General features: G+C 72.0%; 21 protein-coding genes. 12 read left to right on the forward strand and 9 right to left on the reverse strand.

Annotated features, from left to right (window positions below):
• The first annotated feature begins 1 nt into the window (after nucleotide 1).
• A complete protein-coding gene (locus tag ACIA8F_RS12505) occupies nucleotides 2-490 on the forward strand; it encodes a DUF6328 family protein (RefSeq protein ID WP_399378266.1) in 489 nt (162 codons plus the stop codon).
• Nucleotides 491-535: 45 nt separating this feature from the next.
• Here the strand turns inward: ACIA8F_RS12505 and ACIA8F_RS12510 are convergent, their stop codons facing one another.
• The gene (locus tag ACIA8F_RS12510) at nucleotides 536-1051 is read right to left on the reverse strand and encodes a DUF5133 domain-containing protein (protein ID WP_399378267.1); all 516 of its coding nucleotides are present in this window, start codon (nucleotides 1049-1051) and stop codon (nucleotides 536-538) included.
• A 359-nt stretch (nucleotides 1052-1410) separates the two neighbouring features.
• Between ACIA8F_RS12510 and ACIA8F_RS12515 the strand changes: the two genes are divergently transcribed.
• Together ACIA8F_RS12515 and ACIA8F_RS12520 are read left to right on the forward strand one after the other, a co-directional pair.
• The gene (locus ACIA8F_RS12515; RefSeq protein ID WP_399378268.1) at nucleotides 1411-4041 is read left to right on the forward strand and encodes a SpoIIE family protein phosphatase; all 2631 of its coding nucleotides are present in this window, start codon (nucleotides 1411-1413) and stop codon (nucleotides 4039-4041) included.
• Between the two features lie 108 nt (nucleotides 4042-4149).
• On the forward strand, nucleotides 4150-5061 hold the full coding sequence (locus ACIA8F_RS12520; RefSeq protein ID WP_399378269.1) for a SigB/SigF/SigG family RNA polymerase sigma factor: 912 nt from the start codon (nucleotides 4150-4152) through the stop codon (nucleotides 5059-5061).
• A 93-nt stretch (nucleotides 5062-5154) separates the two neighbouring features.
• Here the strand turns inward: ACIA8F_RS12520 and ACIA8F_RS12525 are convergent, their stop codons facing one another.
• The 3 genes from ACIA8F_RS12525 to ACIA8F_RS12535 form a co-directional block, all read right to left on the reverse strand.
• Entirely contained in the window at nucleotides 5155-5334 is a 180-nt protein-coding gene (locus ACIA8F_RS12525) for a CsbD family protein (RefSeq protein ID WP_399378270.1), read from the reverse strand.
• A gap of 94 nt (nucleotides 5335-5428) precedes the next feature.
• Nucleotides 5429-5665, reverse strand: coding sequence for a DUF6213 family protein (locus ACIA8F_RS12530; RefSeq protein ID WP_399378271.1), 237 nt, complete (start codon nucleotides 5663-5665; stop codon nucleotides 5429-5431).
• 42 nt (nucleotides 5666-5707) lie between these two features.
• A complete protein-coding gene (locus ACIA8F_RS12535) occupies nucleotides 5708-5863 on the reverse strand; it encodes a DUF6131 family protein (protein WP_399378272.1) in 156 nt (51 codons plus the stop codon).
• Nucleotides 5864-6155: 292 nt separating this feature from the next.
• Between ACIA8F_RS12535 and ACIA8F_RS12540 the strand changes: the two genes are divergently transcribed.
• Complete coding sequence (locus ACIA8F_RS12540) at nucleotides 6156-7478, forward strand: MFS transporter (protein WP_399378273.1); 1323 nt, start codon at nucleotides 6156-6158, stop codon at nucleotides 7476-7478.
• A gap of 104 nt (nucleotides 7479-7582) precedes the next feature.
• Here ACIA8F_RS12540 and ACIA8F_RS12545 read toward each other — a convergent pair whose 3' ends face one another.
• The 3 genes from ACIA8F_RS12545 to ACIA8F_RS12555 form a co-directional block, all read right to left on the reverse strand.
• Entirely contained in the window at nucleotides 7583-8413 is an 831-nt protein-coding gene (locus ACIA8F_RS12545; RefSeq protein WP_399378274.1) for an HAD family hydrolase, read from the reverse strand.
• 171 nt (nucleotides 8414-8584) lie between these two features.
• A complete protein-coding gene (locus ACIA8F_RS12550; protein ID WP_399378275.1) occupies nucleotides 8585-9991 on the reverse strand; it encodes a glycoside hydrolase family 1 protein in 1407 nt (468 codons plus the stop codon).
• A gap of 80 nt (nucleotides 9992-10071) precedes the next feature.
• Nucleotides 10072-12015 (reverse strand): beta-glucoside-specific PTS transporter subunit IIABC, encoded by a 1944-nt coding sequence (locus ACIA8F_RS12555; protein ID WP_399378276.1) that lies wholly within the window; start codon nucleotides 12013-12015, stop codon nucleotides 10072-10074.
• Nucleotides 12016-12381: 366 nt separating this feature from the next.
• On the opposite strand from ACIA8F_RS12555, the gene surE reads away from it, so the two are divergent.
• Together surE and ACIA8F_RS12565 are read left to right on the forward strand one after the other, a co-directional pair.
• The gene (surE, locus tag ACIA8F_RS12560) at nucleotides 12382-13470 is read left to right on the forward strand and encodes a 5'/3'-nucleotidase SurE (protein WP_399378277.1); all 1089 of its coding nucleotides are present in this window, start codon (nucleotides 12382-12384) and stop codon (nucleotides 13468-13470) included.
• 65 nt (nucleotides 13471-13535) lie between these two features.
• Nucleotides 13536-14252: a 6-phosphogluconolactonase gene (locus ACIA8F_RS12565; protein WP_399378278.1), complete on the forward strand. Its 717-nt coding sequence runs from the start codon at nucleotides 13536-13538 to the stop codon at nucleotides 14250-14252.
• Nucleotides 14253-14272: 20 nt separating this feature from the next.
• On the opposite strand, the gene ACIA8F_RS12570 is transcribed toward ACIA8F_RS12565, so the two are convergent.
• Nucleotides 14273-15568 carry an MFS transporter gene (locus ACIA8F_RS12570; RefSeq protein WP_399378279.1) on the reverse strand — a complete coding sequence of 432 codons (1296 nt, stop codon included), beginning with the start codon at nucleotides 15566-15568 and terminating at the stop codon, nucleotides 14273-14275.
• A 108-nt stretch (nucleotides 15569-15676) separates the two neighbouring features.
• Here ACIA8F_RS12570 and ACIA8F_RS12575 point away from each other — a divergent pair, with 108 nt between their 5' ends.
• From ACIA8F_RS12575 to ACIA8F_RS12600, 6 genes are all read left to right on the forward strand, one after another.
• Nucleotides 15677-17731 carry a prolyl oligopeptidase family protein gene (locus tag ACIA8F_RS12575; RefSeq protein WP_399378280.1) on the forward strand — a complete coding sequence of 685 codons (2055 nt, stop codon included), beginning with the start codon at nucleotides 15677-15679 and terminating at the stop codon, nucleotides 17729-17731.
• 298 nt (nucleotides 17732-18029) lie between these two features.
• Nucleotides 18030-18848 (forward strand): ABC transporter substrate-binding protein, encoded by an 819-nt coding sequence (locus ACIA8F_RS12580; protein ID WP_399378295.1) that lies wholly within the window; start codon nucleotides 18030-18032, stop codon nucleotides 18846-18848.
• On the forward strand, nucleotides 18815-19645 hold the full coding sequence (locus ACIA8F_RS12585) for an amino acid ABC transporter permease (RefSeq protein ID WP_399378281.1): 831 nt from the start codon (nucleotides 18815-18817) through the stop codon (nucleotides 19643-19645). The genes ACIA8F_RS12580 and ACIA8F_RS12585 overlap by 34 nt, the downstream gene beginning before the upstream one ends.
• 7 nt (nucleotides 19646-19652) lie before the next feature.
• Nucleotides 19653-20468, forward strand: coding sequence for an amino acid ABC transporter ATP-binding protein (locus ACIA8F_RS12590; protein ID WP_399378282.1), 816 nt, complete (start codon nucleotides 19653-19655; stop codon nucleotides 20466-20468).
• Nucleotides 20469-20647: 179 nt separating this feature from the next.
• Nucleotides 20648-21736: a mechanosensitive ion channel family protein gene (locus tag ACIA8F_RS12595; protein WP_399378283.1), complete on the forward strand. Its 1089-nt coding sequence runs from the start codon at nucleotides 20648-20650 to the stop codon at nucleotides 21734-21736.
• A gap of 119 nt (nucleotides 21737-21855) precedes the next feature.
• Complete coding sequence (locus tag ACIA8F_RS12600) at nucleotides 21856-22110, forward strand: EF-hand domain-containing protein (protein ID WP_399378284.1); 255 nt, start codon at nucleotides 21856-21858, stop codon at nucleotides 22108-22110.
• A gap of 84 nt (nucleotides 22111-22194) precedes the next feature.
• On the opposite strand, the gene ACIA8F_RS12605 is transcribed toward ACIA8F_RS12600, so the two are convergent.
• Nucleotides 22195-23433, reverse strand: coding sequence for a cytochrome P450 (locus ACIA8F_RS12605; protein ID WP_399378285.1), 1239 nt, complete (start codon nucleotides 23431-23433; stop codon nucleotides 22195-22197).
• Nucleotides 23434-23525 lie beyond the last annotated feature (92 nt).

Consider the following 23525-nt stretch of genomic DNA (forward strand, 5'->3'; position numbering starts at 1 on the left):
GATGTCGACGAGCGATGTGCGGCCGGGGCGGGACGAGTCCACGGAGGAGAGGGCCGACCGTCAATGGCAGGAGCTCATCCAGGAGATACGGGTCGCCCAGACGGGCGTGCAGATCCTCTTCGGATTCCTGCTCACGGTCGCCTTCACCCCCGTCTTCGCGGGGCTCGCGCACACCGAGAAGGCGATCTACGTGATGACCGTGGTGCTTGGTTCCCTGGCGACCGGCGCCCTGATCGGGCCGGTCGCGTTCCACCGGATCGTCTCGGGGCGCCGGATCAAGCCCGAGGCCGTCGCCTGGGCCGCACGCCTGACGTTCACCGGCCTCCTCCTGCTCCTGGCCACGAGCACCTCGGCCCTCCTCCTCGTCCTGAGGGTGGCGACGCACAACGCCCTCGCCCCGTGGCTCGTGGGCGGAGTGTTCTGCTGGTACGCGCTCTGCTGGTTCGTGCTGCCCCTGTGGGCGCGGGTCCGCTACACCTCCAAGGGCTGACGAGCACCCCGCCCCGGGCTGACGGGAAGGGGGCGGCCGGGAGGCTCAGCCCGCTGCGGCGAGCTGTTCCTCCGCCGCGCTGACGGCCTCGTGGGCCGTGGGCCGGCCCATGAGCACGCACAGGGTGTACGCGGTGTCGTCCATGGCCCGCAGGGCCGCCGGGTCCTGCGGCGAGGCCGCGAGGCGGGCCTGGCAGCCGCGCAGCCGGGTCAGGACCTCCTCGGTCCGGGCCGGGTTGGGGGCGAGTCCGGCCGGGCGGGTCCCGGCCGCCGGCGCCCGGGTACGGGCGGCTTCGACGGCGTGCCGCAGGGCGCGCTCGTACCGGGTGGGCAGGGCGGTTCCGCCCGCGGTGGCGGTCAGTGCGGCGGCCAGGTCCGCGCCGCGGACGCCGGCCAGGTCGGCGGCGGTCGCCAGGATGCGCAGGGCGTCGCGGGCCGAGCACGGGGTCGTGGCCATGAGCATCCCGAGGGCCCGGCCGCCCATCGGCTCGGGCCAGGGTCCGGGCGTCCGGGATGCGGTGGCCTGTCGGGTCGGCGGAGCGGGATCTGCGGGTGTCGGCACGAGCTGTTCCTCCGGTCCTGGGCGGTGGGTACGGCGCGGTGGTCCGCGTAGGGACGGTATGCCCGCGGTCTGAGCACGGGCGGCACGGCGCGCTGGTTCAGGGCGGGAACCGGTGCGGGGACCCCGCCGACGGGCCCGCCGTCGGCGTCTGCCGTTGCCGTTGTCGCCCCCGTTGCGGGTTGCCGTTGCCGTTCGCCGGGTGGCGCGGAATGCGGCCCCCGTCGCAGCCGGGAGGCCAGGACCGCACCCCGCACCGGGCGCCTACCCGCCCGGGCGCGGCGAATGCGAGCCGCCGTCCCCCCGGGAGGGGGCCGGGCCGCACCCGGGCGGGCCGGGGGGCGGCGTGCCATGCTCGAGTGGTGAAGGGCGATGTCGCACCCGTGGGTGAGGGCGCCGCACCCGAGGTGGTGGCGCTCGCCAAGGTGGTGGCCAGGCTCCGGTCGGAACTCGCGGACCTGGAGGGCGTCGCCGCGACCACGGCCGTGGTCGAGCGGGCCAAGGGCGTACTGATGGCCCAGGCGGGGGTCTCCGACGCCAGGGCGTACCAGCTGCTCCTCGAACGGGCGGGCCGCCGCGGCCGCAGCCTCCTGGAGGAGTGCTGGATCACGCTGGGGCAGGTCTCGGCGACCCGGCCCCAGGGCCGCACCCCGCCGCAGCCGCCGCTCTCGACCCGGCCCCGGCCCCCGGCTCGGGGTACCGCCCGGATCAGCCTGCCCAACGCGGCCGCCACGCTCCCGAAGTCCGCACCGGGCGCCGTCCCGGCATCCGGCCCCCACCGCCGCCCCACCGGCGACCCCTTTGCCGACCGCCGCGACCCAGGCCACCGCGACCCAGGCCGCCACGACCCCGGCCACCACGACCCCGACCGCGAGACACGCGGGCTCCTGGCCCGGTTCGCCGACGGCCTGGCCGCCGTGCACGGGGGCGACGACATCGCCGAGCTGCTCGTCGGCGTGCTGGGCGAGGCCGCCGGCCTGGACGCGGTGATGATCTACGTCGTGGCCCCGGCCGGGAGCCTGGACCTGGCCGGCAGCGCCGGGATCGACGAGGCCCTGGCCGAGCAGTGGCGCCACATCCCCCCGCTGAGCGGGGTCGCCGCCCATGCGGCCGTCGCCGGGCGCCGGGCGCTCTGGCTGGAGGACCCCGCGCAGGACGCCCGGCGTTACCTGCTGATCGGGAACCCGCCGGGGCGGTGGCCCGCCCGGGCCTGGATTCCGGTGCCCCTCGACGGTCCCCCGAGGGCGGCCGTCGGCTTCCTGCGCACCCGGCAGGGCCCCTTCGCCGCCGACACCAGGGCCCTGCTGCGGCAGGCGGCCCGGCTGTGTGCGGGTCCGCTGGGGGCCGCGGAGGGAGCCCTGGAGCGAGCGGGGGACGCCGCCGGGGCAGGGGAGCGCGACGACCGTACGGCATCGGTCCGGCTGATCCTGGAAACCCTGGCCGGACCCGCAGTCCTGCTCACCCCGCTGCGCTCGGAGACGGGAGAGGTGGAGGACTACCGCATCGACGCGGCGGCGCCCGAGTCCGTGGACGTGGCCGGCCGGCGCGGAAAGGAGCTCGTGGGCCGCCGGATCCTGGAGACGTACCCCACCCTCGCGGGCGCCGCGCTCTGGGAGGGGTACCTCAAGGCCCTCGTCACCGGAACCAGGTACGAAGGCGAGCCCTTCGTCTATGAAGAGGTGGTGGCGGGCGTCCCCCGGCAGTCCGTCTACTCGGTCCGCGCCTGCGGACTGGGCGACCACCTGGTCGTGTCCTGGACCAGCCACGACACCGGTCGGCGCGAGGCCCGCCGGCTCGCCGACATGCAGCGCCTCGGCAACCTCGGCTGGGCGGACTGGAACCTGGTGACGGACACCGTGACCTGGTCCGAGCAGGCCCGTGCGGTCTTCGACCGCGATCCGGGCCTGGAGCCGCTGTCGCTGGAAGAACTGCCGCGCCACCTCGTCGCCGAGGACCTTCCCCGGCTGAGCGCCGCCCTCGAACGACTGCTGACCGCGGGGGACCCCATCGACCAGCCCTTCCGGATCGCCACCGGACGCGGGGTCCGGCACGTGCGGATCGTCGCCGAGGCACGGACGGACGCCGACGGAAACCCCGTCGAGGTGCAGGGCTTCTTCCAGGACCTGACCGCACAGCGCGACGTCGAACTCGCCCTGCGCGACAGCGAACGGGCCGTCCTCCTCCAGCGGGGCATGCTCCAGGCCGAACGGGCCCTCGCCGCACGCCTCCAGGACACCCTGCTGCCGATCCCCGAACAGTCCCTGGAACTGGCCGGCCTGTGCATCGACGTCGCCTACGTCCCCGCCGACAGCGGGATCAACGTCGGCGGGGACTGGTACAGCGCCATCGAACTGCCTGACCGCAGCGCCCTGTTCGTCGTCGGAGACGTGGCCGGGCACGGTCTGGCGGCCGTCGGGACCATGGCCCAGCTCCGGTTCACCACCAAGGGCATGACGGTCACCGGCTCGGCCCTCCCCGACGTGCTGAACCGGCTCAACACCCTTCTGCTGCACACCGGTTCGGACCCGGCGGGCAGCGCCACCGCCACCATGGTCATGGCCCGCTACCAGCCCTGGGACCGCCGGCTGACGTGGGTGCGGGCCGGACACCTCGCGCCGCTGCTGATCCGGGGCGGCCGGGCGGAGTTCCTCGAACAGCCGCGGGGGTCGCTCCTCGGCGCCGTGTTCGACGCCTCGTACGAGGAGTCCGTCATCGCCCTGCTGCCCGGTGACCACCTGCTGCTCTACACCGACGGGCTCGTGGAGGAACCGGGGGAGGACATCGGCGCCGGACTCGACCGCCTCGCGGACACGGTCGTACGACTCCTGCGGGAGGGGCGCGGGGAAAACCTCGCCCGGACGCTCGCCGCGCTCCGGACGGCCCAGCGCGACGACATCTGCGTCCTGGACATCCATGTGCCCGACCCCTACCCCGACCCTGATGCGGGCCCGGAGGAGGGTCGGGAGGCCGGCCCGGTGGTCGAGATGGGGTGAAAAGGGTCAGGTCTTCCCCCGAGTGGGTATAACCCTTCCGGAAGACCACGACGGTTGCCGCCGCCCGCTCGGGCGCGGCGATGCCCATCCACCCGTCGGAGGAAGCTCATGCCAACCGTTTCCAGCGATACCGCGGACCTGATTCCCACCGATCTCCGTACCGGGATGCCGCCCGTCCCCGAGGAACCGCTCGCCGTCAGCACGGCCGACGCGCGGACCCTGTCCGTCGCGCTCTTCCGGCGCCTCGGAGGGCTGAGCGAGGGGACCGCGGAGTACTCGTACGTGCGCAACACGCTCGTCGAGCTCAACCTGAGCCTGGTGAAGTACGCGGCGCGCCGGTTCCGCAACCGCTCGGAGCCGATGGAGGACATCGTCCAGGTCGGGACGGTCGGCCTGATCAAGGCCATCAACCGGTACGACGTGGAGCGCGGGGTCGAATTCGCCACCTTCGCCATCCCCACGATCACCGGTGAGATGAAGCGGTTCTTCCGGGACACCAGCTGGTCAGTGAAGGTCCCGCGCCGGCTCCAGGAGCTCCGGCTCGACATCGCCAAGGCGCACGACGTGCTCGAACAGCGGCTGGGGCGCCACCCGACCGCCGCCGAGCTGGCCCAGAGCCTCGGCATCACTCCGGAGGCGCTGGACGAAGGCCTCCAGGCGGCCAACGGCTATGTCGCGGGCTCACTGGACGCCCCGGTGGGTCCGGAGGCGGACAGCGGCCGGGAGTGGCCCCTGGGGGAGGAAGAGGAGGCCTACGACCGCATCGAGTGCCTGGAGACGCTGAAACCACTGCTCGCCACGCTCAGTGACCGCGACCGGCTGATCCTCTCGCTGCGCTTCGGCGAGGAGTTGAACCAGGCCGAGATCGGCCAACGGATCGGCCTCTCCCAGATGCACGTGTCGAGGCTGCTCAGCCGCATCATGGCCGGCCTGCGGGCCGGAATGCTGGAGGACGCCGTCGCTGACGCGGACGAGGGCACGGCCACAGGCACGGACAAGGCCGAGCGCGAGCACGTCTGAACCGCCTGTCTGAACCGTTCTCAGCCGCCTCCGGGTGCCGGAGGCGGCTGAGACGGGCTCAGGGGCGGGATCCGGGTCCTCCGGAGCCCGAGGTCAGTGCCGGCCCGTGGACTTCTTCATCTTGTCCGTGGCCTTCGAGGTCATCTCCTCGGCCTTCCCGGCCATCCGGTCGGCGCTCCCCTCGGCCTGCATGCGCTTGTCGTCCGTCGCGCTGCCGAGGCTCTCCTTGAGCTTGCCCTTGGCCTGCTTCGCCTTTGCCTTCGCCTTGCCCATGACCGGGTCGTCCTTCCTGAGGGGGGTGTTGCTGCCACCATGCGTCAGGGGACGGAACCCTGCAATTCGTGAGGAATGGGCCTCTGCGGGCGTTCTACGAGTGCGGCGCGGTCGAGGTGTACCCGATGCATTCGACGTCGATCTGATCCGCGAGCTCGGTCAGTACGCCGGCCAGGTCCTCGATGGTCTGCTCGTCGGCGCGCGCGTCTCCGGTGCGCACCGGTTCCAGCCAGTCGGCCGCGAGGCGGCGCAGGAGGCAGGTGACGTGGCCGGCGGGGACGAGCAGCTTGCCGTCCTCCGCGGGTATCAGCGGTATGGACATCTGGATCATGGAACCGGCCTCCCCGGACGGCTTTCCCTGCACGCGTGGTGACTACCAGTAGTGGCGGCGTCCGCCGACCGCGTGACCGACGGATCCGAGGACCCACAGGACGGCCCCGACGACGACGAGGATGATCCCCAGGGTCGAGAGGATCGCGATGCCGAGCAGATAGCCGATGGCCAAGAGGACGATGCCGAGCACGATCATGACGTTCTCCCATCTCGCAGGCTGCGCCTGCCCCGATCCGACGGCGTAATGCGCGGCGGAACCCCCTTCCGAAAGTATCTTGACGTCAAGATTGATCTCGGGCAGGCTTCCGCTGGTATCTCGACGTCGAGATACTTTCGCGGGGGCTGGGAGGCACGGGATGCGGCGGCGCGGTACGGGGATCCGGAAGGGTTCACAGGGGCGGCAGGGGCGGCAGGGCCCGGGGCAGGAGCGGCGGCCCGGGCTGGTGGCCCAGTTGAGGCGGCCGCCGGGGGGCCGGAACGCCCGGATCATGCTGCTCGCCCTGCTCGTCGACCGCGCCGGCACGGGCATGTGGGCCGCCTCCTCGGTCCTCTACTTCACCTTCGTCCTCGGCCTCGACGCCGGACGCATCGGCCTTCTGCTGGGCGCCGGGGCCGTGGCGGGCATCGCCGGATCGCCGCTGGCGGGGCACCTGGCCGGACGGTTCCCCGTACGGCCCCTCCTGATCGGCAGTCACCTGCTGCGCCTCGGAACCCTCGGCGCCCTGCTCGTGGTCACCCGCTTCGACGTGCTGCTGGCCCTGGTCGCCGCCACCTGCCTCGGCGACCGGGCGGCCAAGGCGCTGGAGATGCTCTTCGCCACCCGGGTGGCGGGCGAGCGGCGCGGCACCTACCAGGCGCTGGCGCGCAGCACGGCGAACGCCGGGTACGCGGTGGGCGCGGGAATGGCCGCTGCCGGACTCGCGCTCGGGACCACGGAGGCCTACCGGGCGCTGATCCTGGCCAACGGGCTGTCGTTCCTCGCGGCCGCCGCACTGGTCTGGCGCACCCGGGAGCCGAGGGCCGAGGGCCGGGTGGCGGCGCGGGACGCGGGGGCCACGGGAGGTGCGGGAGATGCGAGCGGGGATGCGGCGACCGGAGACGCGGCCACCGGGGACGCGGCGATCGGGGACGCGGGGCCGGGGAGCGCCGCGACCGGCCGGACACGGGCGCCGAGCCCGTGGCGGGACCGCGGCTACCTGCGCTTCGTCCTGCTCGACATCCCCATGAACCTCGACGACTCGGTCCTGGCCGTCGGTCTGCCGCTGTGGCTGGTGGTCCACACCGACGCGCCGCACGCCCTGGTCCCGGCCTTCCTCGTCATCAACACCGTGCTGGTCGTCGCCCTCCAACTCCGCGTGTCCGCACGGTTCGAGACCTCCCGGCAGGCCGCGGCCGCGGTCTCCGTGTACGGGCTGACGATGCTCGTCTGCTGCGTCCTGCTGGCCCTCAGCTCCGGGACCGGGCCCGTGGCCGCATCGGCGGTGCTGCTCGGCGCGGCGGTGCTGGTCACCGGGGCGGAACTGCTGCGGTCGGTGAGTTCCTGGGAGTTGGCGGTCTCCCTCGCCCCCGAGCGGGCGCGGGCCTCGTACCTGGGAGTGGCGGGCATGGCCCAGTCCGTCCAGAAGTCCGCCGGCCCGCTGCTCCTGACCGCCGTGGTGACGGCGGGCGGACCCGCGGGCTGGCTGGCCCTCGGCGCGGGGATCGCGGCCCTCTCGGTGGTCCAGCGGCGCTCCGCGGTCCGCCGCCTGGACTCCGTACTCGCCCCGCCCGCGCCCGCCGCACCCTCCCCGTCGGCCGCGCACGCCGGCTGAAGGGGACGGGCCGGGGCGACGCGCACCTCCGTGCGCCGGAGCATCCGCGAGCCGGGTCGGGCAGCGGCTCCCGTGGGTGCGGGCGGTGCACGCCGGTGTGGCCATCACCGAAGGGCGGCTCCGGAGAGCGGGAGGAGATGGCGCTCCAGGACCGCGGCCACGCCGTCCTCGTCGTTGCCCGCGGTGATCTCGTCCGCGACCGCCTTGAGGCTGTCGTGGGCGTTGGCCATGGCGACCGAGTGGCCGGCCCAGGCGAACATGGGGATGTCGTTCGGCATGTCGCCGAAGGCGATGGTGCTCTCCGCCGTCGCGCCCAGGGCCTCGGCGGCCAGGGCCAGGCCGGTCGCCTTCGACAGGCCGAGGGGGAGCAGTTCCACGCAGGTCGGGCCGGCCATGACCACGGTGACGAGATCGCCCACCGCCTCCCGGGCGGCCTCCGTGAGCTCGTCGTCCGTCAGGTGCGCGTGCTGGATCTGGACCTTCCCGATCGGCCGGTCCCACAGCCGGGCCGCGTCGCGGACCCGTTCGATCCCGGCCGAACCCATCGGCGGGAGCGGGAACCCGGGCCCCACGAGGATGGGATCGGCCAGCTCCAGCGGCATCACCGCCACCGACAGCGGACCGGTGCACGCCTCGATCCGGGCCACCACGTGCGCCGCCAACTCCCGGTCGAGGGGGACCGAGGAGACGAGCGCGTCGCGCCCGGCGTCGTAGAGCTGGCCGCCCTGCCCGCAGACGGCGAGGCCCCGGTAGCCGATCTCGACCAGCGTGGGCCTGGTCCACTGGGCGACCCGGCCGGTCACCACCACGTGCCGCGCCCCGGCGGAGACGGCGGCGGCGAGGGCGGCCGTGGTGCGCGCGGAGACGGTGTGATCGCTGCGCACGAGGGTGCCGTCGAGGTCGGTGGCGATCAGCTGGTAGGGAAAGCGGGTCACGGGGGCTCCTGTGTGGGGGGTGCGGACAGGTGTCGGGGTACGGGGAAGGCCAAGGCTGTGGCGAGGGGTTGGGCAGCGGCGCGGCCCCTCGCACCGGCCGGGTGGAACGCGGCGGGGCCGCCGGCCGTCCCCCGGGTGGGCGGACGGCCGGCGGCCCGGAGGCACACGGGATCAGAGGGAGCCGTTGCCCTTGATCAGCTGCTGGTACCAGAAGAAGCTGTCCTTGCGGATGCGGCGCAGCTCCTTGAGGTCGAACTCGTCGCGGTCGACGTAGATGAAGCCGTAGCGCTTCGCCACGCCCTGGTGGGTGGAGATCAGGTCCATGGCCGACCAGGGGTGGTAGCCGATGACGTCCACGCCGTCCGAGACGGCCAGGCGCATCTGCTCGATGTGCGCGGAGAGGTACGCGATCCGGTAGTCGTCGTGGATCTCGCCGTCCTCGACGGTGTCGAATCCGCCCAGCCCGTTCTCGGTGACCATGATCGGCAGCCGGTAGCGGTCGTGGACGTCGCGCAGGGTGGTGCGGAAGCCGACGGGGTCGATCTCCCAGCCGAACTCGGTCGTGGCCAGATGGGGGTTGCTCACGGCGCGGAAGACGCCGTTCTCGCCGACCGCGAGCTGCTGGTCGCCGCCCTCGTAGGTGACGGCTCCGTCGTCGAGGGGCGCGGCGACGGTGGCGGTGGAGTAGTAGTTCAGTGCCAGGTAGTCGGCGCGGCCGGCCGCGAGGACCTCCAGGTCGCCGTCGGCGATCTCGGGGGCGATGCCGCGCTCGGTCATCCAGGCCCAGGCGGTCGGGTTGTAGGTGCCGTACGCGGCCATGTCGAGGTACAGCCAGTTGCGGATGGCGTTGTAGTCGGAGGCCGCGAGGACGTCCTCGGGCTTGCTGCTCGCCGGGTAGACGACGGAGATGTTCGGCGCCGGGCCGATCTTGGCGGCCGGCAGCATGTCGTGGCACATCTTCGTCACGCGGGCCTGGGCCACCATCATGTGGTGGTTCTGCTGGTACAGCTCGCGCTTCGGGTCGTCGGAGGTGGTGGCGCTGGTGCCGATGGCGGCGCCGTGCAGGATCATCATGTTCTGCTCGTTGATGGTCAGCCAGTGCTTGACCTTGCTTCCGTACTCCTCGAACAGCACCTCGCAGTACCGTGCGAAGGCGTCGATGGTCGAGCGGGAGGTCCAGCCGCCCTTGTCCTGGAGGGCCTGCGGCAGGTCGAAGTGGTAGACGGTGACGACCGGTTCGATGCCGTGCGCGCGGAGGGCGTCGAAGAGGCGGTGGTAGAAGGCGATGCCGTCCGGGTTCACCGCGCCGTCGCCGTCCGGGACGATCCGGGTCCAGGCGATGGAGAGGCGGTAGGCCTTCAGGCCCAGTTCGGCGAAGAGCCGCACGTCCTCCTCGAAGCGGTGGTAGTGGTCGGCGGCGACCTTGAAGTCGGTTGTTCCCGCGGGGTAGTTGCCGCGGGCGTCCTGGACGGACGGGCCCTTGCCGTCGGTGTCCCAGGCGCCTTCCACCTGGTAGGCGGAGGTCGCGGCGCCCCAGAGGAAGTCGGGGCGGAAGGCGGCGGGGGTCTTGTGGTCCATGTGCGGATCTCCTTCGGGGGTACGTGGATCAGGGAGCGGGGCGGCGTGCGGAAGGTGCGGGGCCGCCGTCGGACGGGGCGTCAGCCCGCCGGGGTGAGCGCGCGTTGCGGGCCGAGGGACAGGAGCACCGTGCTGTGCTCGACTTCGGTGTGCTCGGTGGTCCGTACGACGCCCGTGCCGGCCGCGTCGAGGACGATCACCATCGTGGTGGTGTCGTAGCCGGCCGCCTCGACCGCGGCCAGGTCGACCTCGCCGAGCGGGTCGCCGAGCCGGACGTGGTCGCCCTGCCGGACGGCGGTAGTGAAGTGCTCCCCGCCGAGCCGGACCGTGTCGATGCCGATGTGGACGAGCACCTCCACGCCCTCGGGGGAGCGCAGCCCGTAGGCGTGCGGCATGACGCTGACGACCGTGCCGTCGATCGGGGCGTGGACCTCACCGGAGCTCGGGGCGACGGCCGCGCCGTCACCGAGGGTGCCGGAGGCGAACACCGGGTCCGGCACGTCGGTCAGGGCGACGACCCGGCCCTCGACCGGGGCGACGACCTCGAAGGACTCACCGGCGGGCCGTCCGGGGGCGGTTCCGGCTCCGGTGCCCGGACCGTCCGTCCCGGTGGCACGGCCGTCGGCCTCCGCGGCGTTCTCGGCGGCGTCCTCGGCGGTGTCCTCCGCGACGTCCTTGAAGCCCAGGGCCATCGTGAGCCCGAAGGACAGGGTGGCGGCGACGCCGACACCGATCAGCTGGAGGGCGAAGCTGCCGACCTCCAGGTAGGCGGAGAGGGACAGCAGGCCCGGCATGATGTACGCGGTCGAGGCCGAGCCGCCCGCCGAGGCGATGCCCCCGCCGACCGCGCCGGCGATGCAGGCGTAGACGAAGGGCTTCTTCAGGCGCAGGTTGACGCCGTAGACCGCGGGCTCGGTGATGCCGGCGAGGAAGCTGCTGACGGCGGCCGGACCGGCGAGCTTCTTCAGGCTCTTGCTGCGGGTTCGGAACATGACCGCCAGAACGGCCGCCCCCTGCGCGGCAGAAGCGGCGACCAGCGGCCCGTAGAGGAGCGAATGACCCTGCACAGCAAGGTCGTTGGCCATCATCGGGACCAGGCCCCAGTGGATGCCGAAGACGACCATGATCTGCCAGGTGCCGCCGAGGACGGCTCCGGCGACGGCCGGGCTGAGACCGAACAGCCAGCCGATGAGGCTGGAGGCTCCCTGGCCGGCCCAGTCCGAGGCCGGCCCGATGGTGAGCAGGGTCAGGGGGACCATGAGGAGGATCGTCAGCATCGGGGTGATGAAGTTGCGGATGCTCGACGGCAGCGCCTTGTCGAGGCCGCGTTCCACGAAGCTCTGCACGTACACGGCGAGGATCACCGGGATGACGGAGGAGGCGTAGGCGACCATCACCATCGGGATGCCGAAGAAGGAGACCGGATCGCCGGCCTCGTTCAGGGCGCCGATCGCCGGGTAGACCAGCGACCCCGCGATGGCCATGGAGGTCCACTGGTTGGCCCCGAACCGCCTCGCGGCGGTCACCGCCAGCAGCACCGGCAGGAAGAAGAACACGCCGTCGCCGGCCGCGTTCAGGACGGTGAACTCCTGTGAGGTCTCGGAGACCAGCCCGACCTTGGTGACCAGCACGATCGTGGCCTTGAGCAGCCCCGCGCCGGCCAGCGTCCACAGGAACGGGGTGAAGATGCTGGAGATGACGTCGACCAGCCGGGTCAGCGGATTGCCTGCCGCCTGGCCCTCAGACGCGGTGTTCTTCGTCCTGGCCTTGTCCGAGCCGAGCCCGGAGATCCTGCCGATCTCGGCGTAGGCCTTGGCCACGTCGTTCCCGATGACCACCTGGAACTGGCCGCCGCTCTCGACGACCGTGATGACACCGGGGGTTGCTTCGACGGCCGATCTGTCCGCCTTCGACGCGTCCTTGAGGACGAAGCGCAGCCGGGTGGCGCAGTGCACCAGCGATTCCACGTTCGCTTCGCCGCCGACGCCTTCGAGTACGGCGGGCGCCGTCTTTCCGTAATCCACGATGAGTTCTCCCTGCATCGCGTGGTACCGAACCCGGAACGTCTTCGGTCCGAGGTCCCCTCAGTCTTGGCGAGGTCAAGGGAAGGCAAAGGAAGTCGAAGGTCCCGAAGGGGGCGACCTTTGTGCCCTTCGTGTGCGGAGTTCTCAACAGGACCTATTTCTTGGCCAGTTCGCTGTGTGCCGACTTGGCCCGGATCGGGTCCTTCGGTCTTCGGGGAGGGGGCCTTCAGCCCCTGTCTCCGGGTGGGCCGACGGCGGAAGAGTGCACGGGGAGGGCCCGGTCGAGCTGTCGCATCCCGGGCTCCGTCCGGGCTCCGTGACGTCGAGATGCGCCCACGGCCCGGTTCACCGAAAGGAAGGCCCCTCATGCGCCCCGCTCATCGCACCCTCCTCGCCCTGGCCGCGGCCTGCACGCTGACCGCCACCACCGGGGCGGCGGCATCGGCCGGCTCCGGGCCGCCGGCCGCACCCCCGCGGGCGTCAGGGGCGGGCCCGCTGGACGGGATGCGGATCCTCATCTCCAACGACGACGGGATGCAGGCCGCCAGGCCCAACCACTCCGACGGGCTGGGCGCTTACGAGATGCGCCGCGCCCTCTGCACCGCTGGCGCCGACGTGGTGGTGATGGCGCCGTGGCAGGTGCAGAGCGGACGCGGAACCGCCGTCACCAACCACGGAGTACTGACCGTCCAGCAGCGGGAGCGCATGCCCGCCGGGTACGAGAACGACTGCGCGGGCGCACCCTCCGGCGCCCCGGTCTTCGGCGTCTGCCTGGCCGACGGCCCGTGCGGCCCCGACTCCCCGAGCGCCACCCCCGCCGACACCGTCAAACTGGCCCTGCGCGGCGGACTCGCCGCCAAGGCGGGCTGGAACGACGCCCCCGACTTGGTGGTCACCGGCATCAACTCCGGCCTCAACGTGAGCTCTTCGGTCAACGACTCCGGCACCGTCGGAGCCGCGATCGCCGCCACCGACATCGGCGTCCCGGCCGTGGCCTTCAGCGCCTCCGCGAACGCGGACATGAGCGCGCACCCGGTGGAGAACTACCGGGCCACCGCCGCGTTCGGCGCGAAGTTCCTCGCCGGGCTCAAGGACCGCCTGCTGTTCACCGACAAGTTCGCCCTGAAGATCGACTACCCCGACATCAGCGCAGGAGCAAAGGCCGGGCCGCCCGTGTGGACCCGGGTCGGATCCGGTGCGTACGCCTACCACGGCTATGTACGCAACGACGGCGGCAACGGCTTCACCATCGCCCTCGGCGACTGCGCCTCGGCGAACCCCGGCAGCACGGAATGCGTGGAAGGCCGCCCGGACGCCGACTCCACGGCCGCCCTCGGCGGCGCCGTATCGGTCACCCCGATCACCTCAGACCGCACGTACGGCACGGCCATCGACGGAAAGAAGGAGCTGAAGAAGACCGAGCAGTACGTGAAGAAGTCAGCCCCCCGCTCCTGAGACCCACGCGCCCCACAGCACGAGCCTGGAGTCCCTGGCTCCCGACCACGAGAACGGAACGCCACATGAAGATCGTCATCGCGCGGGACTACGAGGACCTCAGCCGTACCGCGGCAGACATCGTCCTCGGGGAGATGCTGCACGACCGGCGGGTCAACATGGCCCTCACCGCGGGAGCGAGCCCCGCGGGCACCTACGAGATCGTCACCGAGAGGCTGCGCCAGAACCCCGGAGCCTTCGCCGACGTCCACTTCTACACCTTCGACGAGATACCGCTCGTCGGGAGCGAGCGCGGGGTGACCCTCTCCGCGCTGTACGAGCACCTCTACGGGCCCGGCGGCGTGCCGGAGGCCAACATCCACCCGCTGACCGTCGCGAACCACGCCGCCGTGGCCCGGGAACTGCGCGGGAACGGCGGGCTGGACCTGATGCTCATCGGGCTCGGCGCGGACGGCCACTTCTGCGGGAACATGCCGTACGCCACCCGCTTCGACCAGGAGATCTACACCTACGAGCTCAAGGACTTCTACCCCTGGTACGAGGACGCCGTGCGGCTGCTGCCCGACCCCGCCGCGGTCCCCTCGCACGTGGTGACGATGGGCGCGGCCATGCTCGCCAAGGTGCGGCGCCTGGTGCTGATCGTGAGCGGCGCCGCCAAGGCGCAGGCCTTGGCCGGCATGCTGGAGCGCGAGATCTCCACCGACTTCCCGGCCACCATCCTGCGCACCCACCCCAACCTCGTCGTCATCGCCGACCAGGAAGCGGCGTCAATGCTCGGCTGATCCCGCGACAGGGGGCCGGGTCAGGCCGGCGCCCCGCTCGGCTGGGGTTCGCCCTTCGCGGCACGCTGCCGCAGGGCGTCCTCGTCGGTGTCCGCGTCGTAGGAGACGAGCTTCGGCAGCAGGGCGGCCAGTACCGCCACCGAGGCCACGCAGGCGAGGCCGCCGCTCCAGAAGGCCGCGCGGGTGCCTGTCCAGCCGGCCATCGTGCCCGCGCGGACCTGGCCCAGCTGCGGGCCGACGGTGTACGAGAGCACCTCGATGCCCGCGAGTCGGCCCCGCAGCTCCTCGGGGATCGTCTGGTTCCAGATCGTGGCGCGCCCCAGCCCGCTGAGCATGTCGCCCGCGCCGGCCACCGCGAGGCACAGCAGCACGAGCCAGATGTTCCGGGACCAGCCGGCGGCCGCGATGGCCAGGCCCCACACCCCCGCGCCGCACACCACCAGCAGCCCGTGGCGGCGTACCCGCGAGGCCCAGCTGCTGGTCAGCCCCAGCAGCAGCGAACCCACGGCCCCCGCCGCGTACATCAGACCCAGCGCCCACACGGCGTCGAGCTCGTCCGCGAGGAAGGGGAAGATGGCGTTCGGGAAGGCGAAGAACATCGCCGCCAGGTCCACGGCGTAGGTGCCGAGCAGGACGGGCCGGCTCCACGCGTACCGCGCCCCCTCGGCGATGCCCCGCAGCGAGGGCCGCTCGGCGTCGTGCGCGGGCGGAGCCGGACGCAACCGCAGGCACAGCAGCACCGAGACGGAGAATCCCGTGACGGTGACCGCGTACGCGGACGCGTACCCGGCGTAGGCCACGACCAGGCCGGCCGCCGCGGGACCCGCGATGGCCCCGAGCTGGTAGCGCAGCCCGTTCAGCGCGGCGGCCGCGGTCAGCTGGTCGTGCGGCACGATCCGTGCCATGAGGGAGTCCATGGCCGGCCGCTGCAGCCCGGTCAGCGCCGAGACGCACGCCGCGACCACGTACAGCGGCCAGAGCATCGGCCTCGGCAGGGCCGAGTTCACCAGGAGGACCAGGGCGAGCACCCCGAGCCCGGCCTCGGTCAGCAGGATCAGCCTCCGCCGGTCCACGGCGTCGGCGAGGGCGCCGCCGTAGAGCCCGAAGACCACCAGCGGGAGCAGCTCGACCGCGCCCATCGCACCGACCGCGAGCGGTGAGTCCGTCAGGTGCTTGATCTGCAGCGGGAGCGCGATCATCGCCATGAACGAGCCGAAGAAGGTGACCGTGCCCTGGTAGAACAGCAGCCGGAAGTCGCGGCTCGACCGCAACGGGGAGAGGTCGGGCAGTACGGAGGCGAAACGGGATCTGCTCACGAAGGGCCATCGTCGGCGCCGGCCCGTCCCCCGGCAATCGGTTTTCGGTCCCGCCCGGGCCGGGCGAGGGCGGCTCGCGACCACCGTCCGATCCTGCACAATCGGCGGATGAGCGATGAAGACCCCTACCTCTGGCTGGAAGACGTGACCGGCGAGGCCGCCCTGTCCTGGGTGCGCGAACGCAACGAAGAAACGGTGTCCGCGCTGGCTTCGGATCCCGGTTTCAAGGTGCTGGAGTCGGAGATCCGCGAGGCCCTCGACGACGACGGCAGGATCCCCTACGCCCGCCGGCGGGGACGCCACCTCTACAACTTCCGGCAGGACGCCGACCACGTGCGCGGTCTGTGGCGGCGCACCACGTTGGAGGAGTACCGCAAGGAGCGGCCCGACTGGGAGCCGGTCCTCGACCTGGACGCGCTCGCCGAGGCCGAGGGGGAGAAGTGGGCCTGGGCGGGCGCCGCGGTCCTGGCTCCCGATCACCGCCACGCCCTGGTCATGCTGTCCAGGGACGGGGCGGACGCCTGCGTGGTGCGCGAATTCGATCTGGAGGAGCGGGAGTTCGTCACGGGTGGCTTCGAAGTCGCCGAGGCCAGGACCCGGATCGGCTGGATCGACCGGGACCGGGTCTGGATCGGCACGGACTTCGGCCCCGGCTCCATGTCCGTGTCCGGCTACCCCCTCCAGGTGCGCCGGTGGCGGCGCGGCACCCCCCTCGCGGAGGCGGAAACGGTCTACGAGGGCCGTCCGACGGACGTGAGCGCATCCGGCTGGCACGATGACACGCCCGGTTTCGAGCGGGACTTCGTCCACCGGCAGATCGACTTCTGGAACCAGGAGATGTTCCTCCTCCCAGGGGGCGGACCCGGGGACGGAACTCAGGATCCGACCGCCGCGCCCGAGAAGATCGACGTCCCCGACGACGCCGGGGCCTCCGTCCACCGCGAGTGGCTGATCGTCGCGCCGAAGTCCCCGTGGCTCGGGCACGTCGCGGGCAGTCTCCTCGCCTTCGACTTCGAGGCTTTCCGGGCGGGGGAGCGCGAGGCGGCGGTGCTCTTCACCCCGGACGAGCACACCGCCCTCGCGGGCTGGAGCTGGACCCGCCACCACCTGATCCTCACCACGAACTGCGACGTCTCCTCGCGCCTGGAGATCCTGACCCCCGGGCCGGGCCCCGACGGCTGGAGCCGCACTCCGCTGTCCGGCGTTCCGCCGCTGTCCACGGCCTCCGTCACCGGCACCGATCCGGACGTGAGCGACGAGTTCTTCCTGAACGTCTCGGGCTACCTCCAGCCGTCCACCCTCTACCGGGGTACGGCCCCGGCCGGCGCCGACGAGACCGTCAAGCAGAGCCCGGCCCTCTTCGACACCGCCGCCCTCGCGGTCAGCCAGCACTTCGCGCGCTCCGCGGACGGCACGAGGGTCCCGTACTTCGTCATCGGCCCCCAGGACCGCACCGGCCCGGGCCCCACCCTGCTCTACGGCTACGGCGGCTTCGAGATCTCCATGGTCCCGGGCTACAGCGCGGTCACCGGCCGCGCCTGGCTCGCGCGCGGCGGAACCTACGTGGTGGCGGGCATCCGGGGCGGCCACGAGTACGGGCCGCAGTGGCACAAGGCCGCGCTCGGCGCCAACCGGGTACGGGCCTACGAGGACTTCGCGGCCGTGGCCCGGGACCTCATCGCCCGGGACGTCACCACCCCCGCCCAGCTCGGCATCGAGGGCGGCAGCAACGGCGGGCTCCTCATGGGCGCGATGCTCACCCGCGACCCCGAGCTGTTCGGCGCGGTCGTGGCGCACGTCCCGCTGCTGGACATGCTCCGCTTCCACAAGCTGCTCGCGGGGGCGAGCTGGATCGCCGAGTACGGGGACCCCGACAGCCCGGCCGACCGGCCGCACCTGGAGCGCCTCTCCCCGTACCACCAGGTCCGGACGGACGGGCCCGCGTACCCCCCGCTGCTCCTGCTCACCTCGACCCGCGACGACCGCGTCCACCCCGGGCACGCCCGCAAGATGGCGGCCCGGCTGAAGGAGGCGGGGCACCCCGTGCTCTTCCACGAGCACCTCGGCGGCGGGCACGCGGGCGCCACCGACCACGGGCAGACCGCCTTCAACGAGGCGCTGGTCCACACGTTCCTGTGGGAGCGGCTGACTCCGCAGAGGTGACGGCACGGGCTTCAGCCCGGTGGGCGGGCGGTCGTGCGCGGCCCGGGACCAGGTACGGCACCTGGTCCCGGGCCGCGGTGCGTTCGCAAGCGGCGGGGGCGTGAAGCCGGGCGATCATGGCCGGATCCGCCCTGGCGCCCCCGGAACGCATGGCGGAAGATCCCTCAGCGGGCACGGCCCGTGGCTTACGATCGCCGCGGACGGTCCCGTTCCGTGATCGCCGCTCGACCCGCACTCGTGGAGGTCCACCGTGTTCCGGACGGCCAGAGGAAACCGCAAGCGCCCCGGCGGCCTCCGCATCCCCGCCAGCGTCCGGATCCGCGGCGCCGCAGCGGCCGCGGCGGCGGGTGCGTTCCTCGTCGCGGGCTGCTCCTCGGGCGGTGACGGTCCGAGCGAGGCGGCCGGCGGCGTGCCCGTCGTGGAGAAGGGCAAACTGACGACCTGCACCCACTTGCCCTATCCGCCGTTCCAGTTCGAGAAGGACGGCAAGGTCGTCGGCTTCGACGTGGCCCTCGTCGACCTCGTGGCGAGCCGGCTCCAGGTCGAGCAGAAGATCCTCGACACCCCCTTCGAGAACTTCAAGACCGGAGCCTTCCTGAACTCCGGCGAGTGCGACCTCGCGGCCGCCGGCATGACGATCACCGACGAGCGCAAGAAGAACGTCGACTTCTCCGTCCCCTACTTCGACGCCACCCAGGCACTGCTCGCCACCAAGAAGAGCGGCGTCACCTCGCTCGCCGACCTCAAGGCGAAGTCGAAGAAGCTGGGCGCGCAGGCCGAGACCACCGGCGAGAGCTACGCCAAGGCCCAGGGCTTCGACCCCGTCGCCTTCGAGAGCTCGGACGCGGTCATCAACGGACTGCGCACCGGCCAGGTGGACGCGGTCGTCATCGACTACCCCGTGGTCCAGGGCTGGCTCAAGGACCCCAAGAACGCCGCCGAGTTCACCCTCGGCCAGAACATCGAGACCGGTGAGCAGTACGGCTTCTCGGTGAAGAAGGGCAACACCGCCCTCGTTGCCGCGATCGACAAGGCGATCACCGAGGCCAAGGCCGACGGCACCTACAAGAAGCTCTACGAGCAGTGGATCGGCCCGCTGCCCCAGACCACCCCGTGACCTCCCGGCTGACCCGGCGCCAGCGCCGCCGGGTCTCGCAGGGACTGCAGTACGCGCTCTTCGCCGCCGTGCTGGTCCTGATCGCCGTCTCCGCGGACTGGGGAAGGCTGCAGAACCAGTTCGCCCAGAAGGACCTGGCGCTGCGGCTCTTCCCGGACATCATCACCACCGCCCTGCGCAACACGGTGATCTACACGACGTCCGGGTTCCTCCTCGGCCTGGTCCTCGGACTGGTCATCGCCATGATGAGGCTCTCCTCCGTGGCCCCGTACCGGTGGGTCGCGAGCGTCTACATCGAGCTGTTCCGGGGGCTCCCGGCCCTGCTGATCTTCATCTTCGTGGGCGTGGCGATCCCCCTGGCCTTCCCCGGTACGGAGATCCCGGGCGGCACGTACGGCAAGGTCGCCATCGGGCTGGGACTGGTGGCCGCTGCCTACATGGCGGAAACGATCCGGGCCGGCATCCAGGCCGTACCCAGGGGGCAGATGGAAGCCGCCCGCTCGCTCGGCTTCTCGCACGCCCGCGCCATGGTCTCGATCGTCATCCCGCAGGCCTTCCGCATCGTCATCCCGCCCCTCACCAACGAACTCGTCCTGCTGTTCAAGGACTCCTCGCTCGTCCTGTTCCTCGGAGTGACGCTGTCCGAGCGCGAACTGACCAAATTCGGGCGTGACCTCGCCAGCCAGACCGCCAACTCCACCCCGATCCTCGTCGCGGGCCTGTGCTACCTCCTGGTGACCGTGCCGCTGAGCTTCGTGGTGCGCCGCCTGGAAGCCCGCGCGGACAAGGCCGCGTGAGGAAGACATGCGACAGGAGACCCCAGCGGTGGACACCACGGCCACGGACGGACCGGAGATCGAGATCCGGGGACTGCACAAGTCCTTCGGCGCCAACCACGTCCTGCGCGGCATCGACCTCGACATCGCCCGGGGCGAGGTGGTGTGCGTCATCGGCCCCTCCGGATCGGGCAAGTCGACGCTGCTGCGCTGTGTGAATCTCCTCGAAGAGCCCAGCGAGGGGCGGGTCTTCGTCGGCGGCACCGAGCTCACCCACCCGGACGTGGACATCGACGCCGCGCGCCGCCGCATCGGCATGGTCTTCCAGCAGTTCAACCTCTTCCCGCACGTGAGCGTGCGCGACAACCTCGTCCTGCCCCAGCGCCGCGTCCTGGGCCGGGGCAGGGCCGAGGCGGAGACCGTGGCCCGGAAGAACCTCGAGCGCGTCGGCCTCTCCGACAAGTCCGGCGCGTACCCCGCCCAGTTGTCCGGCGGCCAGCAGCAGCGGGTGGCGATCGCCAGGGCCCTGTCGATGGGCCCGGAAGTGATGCTCTTCGACGAGCCGACCTCGGCGTTGGACCCCGAGCTCGTCGGCGAGGTACTGGCGGTGATGCGGGTCCTGGCGGGCGAGGGCATGACCATGATGGTCGTCACCCACGAGATGAGCTTCGCGCGCGAGGTCGCGGACCGGGTGGTGTTCATGGACGGCGGAGTGATCGTGGAGCAGGGCCCGGCGGCCCAGGTGGTCGGGGCCCCCCTGCACGAGCGGACCAGGGGCTTCCTCAACCGGATCCTGGACCCGGCGGCGACCGAGGCACCCGGCCCGCCCGATCCGCCGCGTTGATCATGGGGCAGGATGGCACCTCGTTCCGCATCGCACGCAGGGTCCCGCATCGCACGCAGGCGCGAACGAGGCCCCATGCACGACGACCTGACAGGTGACAAGGTGACCACACCCCTCATCCGGCGGCCCGCAGGGCCGGCCCCCGCTTCCCCGGTCCGGCAAGGGGCGGAGGACGTCCGTTGACCCGGGAACTCGTCCTGCACGACTGGCTGGTCGCCGCGATCGCCCTCGCCGCGGGATGCCTCGCCGGGCTCCTGCTCCGGGCCCTCGTGCGCTGGCTGGCCAAGCACGCGCTCAGGACCCGCTGGAGCGGCGACGACATCATCGTCGACGCCCTGCGCACCCTCGCACCGGCGGCCGCCGTCATCGCGGGCGCCGCCGTGTCCGCCTCGACGCTGCCCCTCGGGCAGCGCGCCTCCGGGTGGGTGAACCACTCGCTGACCGCGCTGCTGATCCTCGTGGCCACCGTCGGCGCGGCCCGTGTCGTCGCCGGCCTCGTCCAGTCCGTGGCCCAGTCCCGGACGGGAGTGGCCGGATCGGCCACCATATTCGTCAACATCACGCGCGTGCTGGTGCTCGCGATGGGTCTGCTCGTCGCCCTCGAAACCGTGGGCGTGTCCATCGCGCCCCTGCTCACCGCCCTCGGTGTGGGTGGTCTCGCGGTGGCTCTGGCGCTGCAGGACACCCTCGCCAACCTCTTCGCGGGCGTGCACATCCTCGCCTCGAAGACGGTGCAGCCCGGCGACTACATCCGCCTGACGAGCGGCGAGGAGGGGTACGTCGTCGACATCAACTGGCGCAACACCGTCGTCCGCAATCTGTCCAACAACCTGGTGATCATCCCCAACGGACGGCTCGCGCGCACGAACATGACCAACTTCACCCAGCCCGAGCAGCAGTTGTCGATCCTGGTCCAGGTCGGAGTGGGCTACGAGAGCGACCTGGAGCACGTGGAGCGGGTGACCCTGGACGTGGTCGACGGGGTGATGGCGGACATCAACGGCGCGGTTCCCGACCACGAAGGGGCCGTACGCTTCCACACCTTCGCGGACTCCAGGATCAACTTCACGGTGATCCTCGGGGTCGGCGAGTTCAGCGACCAGTACCGGATCAAGCACGAGTTCATCAAGCGGCTGCACGGCCGGTTCCGGGCGGAGGGCATCTCGATCCCCGCCCCCACGCGGACGGTGTCGCTCCAGCAGGAGGACTCCCGGCCGGCGCCGCTCGCCGTACCGCAGCAGCGGGAGGCTTCCGTCCCCGTCCTGTAGGACGGGGTGCGGTAGCGGGGCACCGGCCTCGGGAGGCGGGGAGGCGGGTCATAGGCTGACGCTCCGGGGTCCTCGCCCCGCCGTCGCCCGCACAGCGCCGCCCATCGAAAGGACCTGTCATGAGTGAGAAGGCCCGCAAGCTCTTCGACGCGCTCGACCTGAACAGCGACGGGGTGCTGACCAGGGTCGAGGTGATCACGGCCCTGCGCAGCAAGGGCCCCACCCTCGCAGCCCAGGGCGATCTGCCCTTCTGGGCGCTGGGTGACGTGGACACCTCCTCGGCGCTGTTCGACCGGGCGAACGCGGACGGCGACGACGTGCTGACCTTCTCGGAGTTCGAGCGCGAGGTCGACCGCCGCTTCGGCTGGTCATAGCCGCGGGCGGGGCCCGGACCGGGTCCGGTCCGGGCCCCGCTCAGGGCCTGCTCGGGTGCGGCGCGAGGGCGGCGCGGGTACCGCTCAGGGGCGGATCCCGTCGCAGGCGATCCGCAGGTGCCGGGGTCCGCGCAGGACCGCGTTCTGCCGGTAGGGCGGCGGATCCTCCAGCAGCCGCGGGTTCTCCAGCCGCCGGGCCAGCTCGGTCAGTGCCAGCTGGGCCTCCAGCCGAGCCAGCGGGGCGCCGAAGCAGCTGTGGATGCCGCTGCCCAGCCCCAGGTGCTGGATGTCCTTGCGGTACGGGTCGAAGCGGTCCGGGTTCTCGAAGCGGTTCGGGTCCCGGTTGCCGGAGGCGAGGATCAGCCACATCGAGGAGCCCTTGGGGATGGTGATCCCGCCGACCTCGATGTCCACCAACGGGGTCCGCTGCGGCAGCAGTTGGACCGGCGGCTCGAACCGCAGCAGCTCCTCCACCAGCGGCACCGCGAGCCCGGGCTCCTGCCGCAGGTGCGCCAGCACGTCCGGGTTCCGCAGCAGGGTCAGCATCCCGTTGGTGATCAGGTTGACGGTGGTCTCGTGGCCGGCGATCAGCAGCAGGGCCGCCGTGCTCAGCAGCTCCATCGTGGACATGGACTCGTCCGGGCCGTGCCCCACGGCCAGTTGGGAGAGCATGTCCTCGCCGGGGTCCTTGCGGCGCTGCTCGATCAGCCCCGCCAGGTACATGCCCAGCTCCATGCGGGAGTCGTGGGTCTTGCGCTGCCGCTCGGCCGGGTCGGCGTCCGGATCGGGATCCAGGCTGGCGGCCAGGGTGTCGGCCCAGACGTGGAACTTTGGCTCGTCCTCGCGCGGTACGCCGAGCAGCTGGCAGATCATCGTCACCGGGAACGGGTACGCGAACTGGTCGACCAGGTCGATGTTCCCGGTGTCCCCGAGGTTGTCGATGAGACCGGTGACGATGTCCTTCAGCCCGCCGCGCATCCCGTCGACGCGGTGCGGGGCGTGCGGCGGCCCGAAGGGCCGGTTGGTCATCCGGCGCAGCCGGTCGTGTTCCGGCGGGTCCAGCTTCAGGAAGCTCGGCGGCAGCGCCGTCTCCTCCGCCTCCCCGCCCTCGGCCAGCGGGTCCCCGGCCGTGGCGGCCAGGTTGCGGGCGTCGGAGCTGAGCCGCGGATCGTGCAGCAGGCTCTGGATGTCGTAGTAGGTGCTGATGACGTACGGTCCGGTCCCGTCGTGGAAGACGGGGGTCTTGCGCAGCTCCTCGTACAGCGGGTACGGGTTCGCGCGGCTGGAATAGTCCAGGATCTGGCTCAGGATGCCGTGGGCCATGGGGGTCCCTAAGAATGTGAGGCGGTCCGGGAGGACCGGGTGTGGCTGATGGGGGTCTGTCGTTGATGACTTCGAAGGAATGGCCGCCCGGT

This window comes from Streptomyces sp. NPDC051563 (genome assembly GCF_044454225.1).
In the GTDB taxonomy this organism is placed as follows: domain Bacteria; phylum Actinomycetota; class Actinomycetes; order Streptomycetales; family Streptomycetaceae; genus Streptomyces.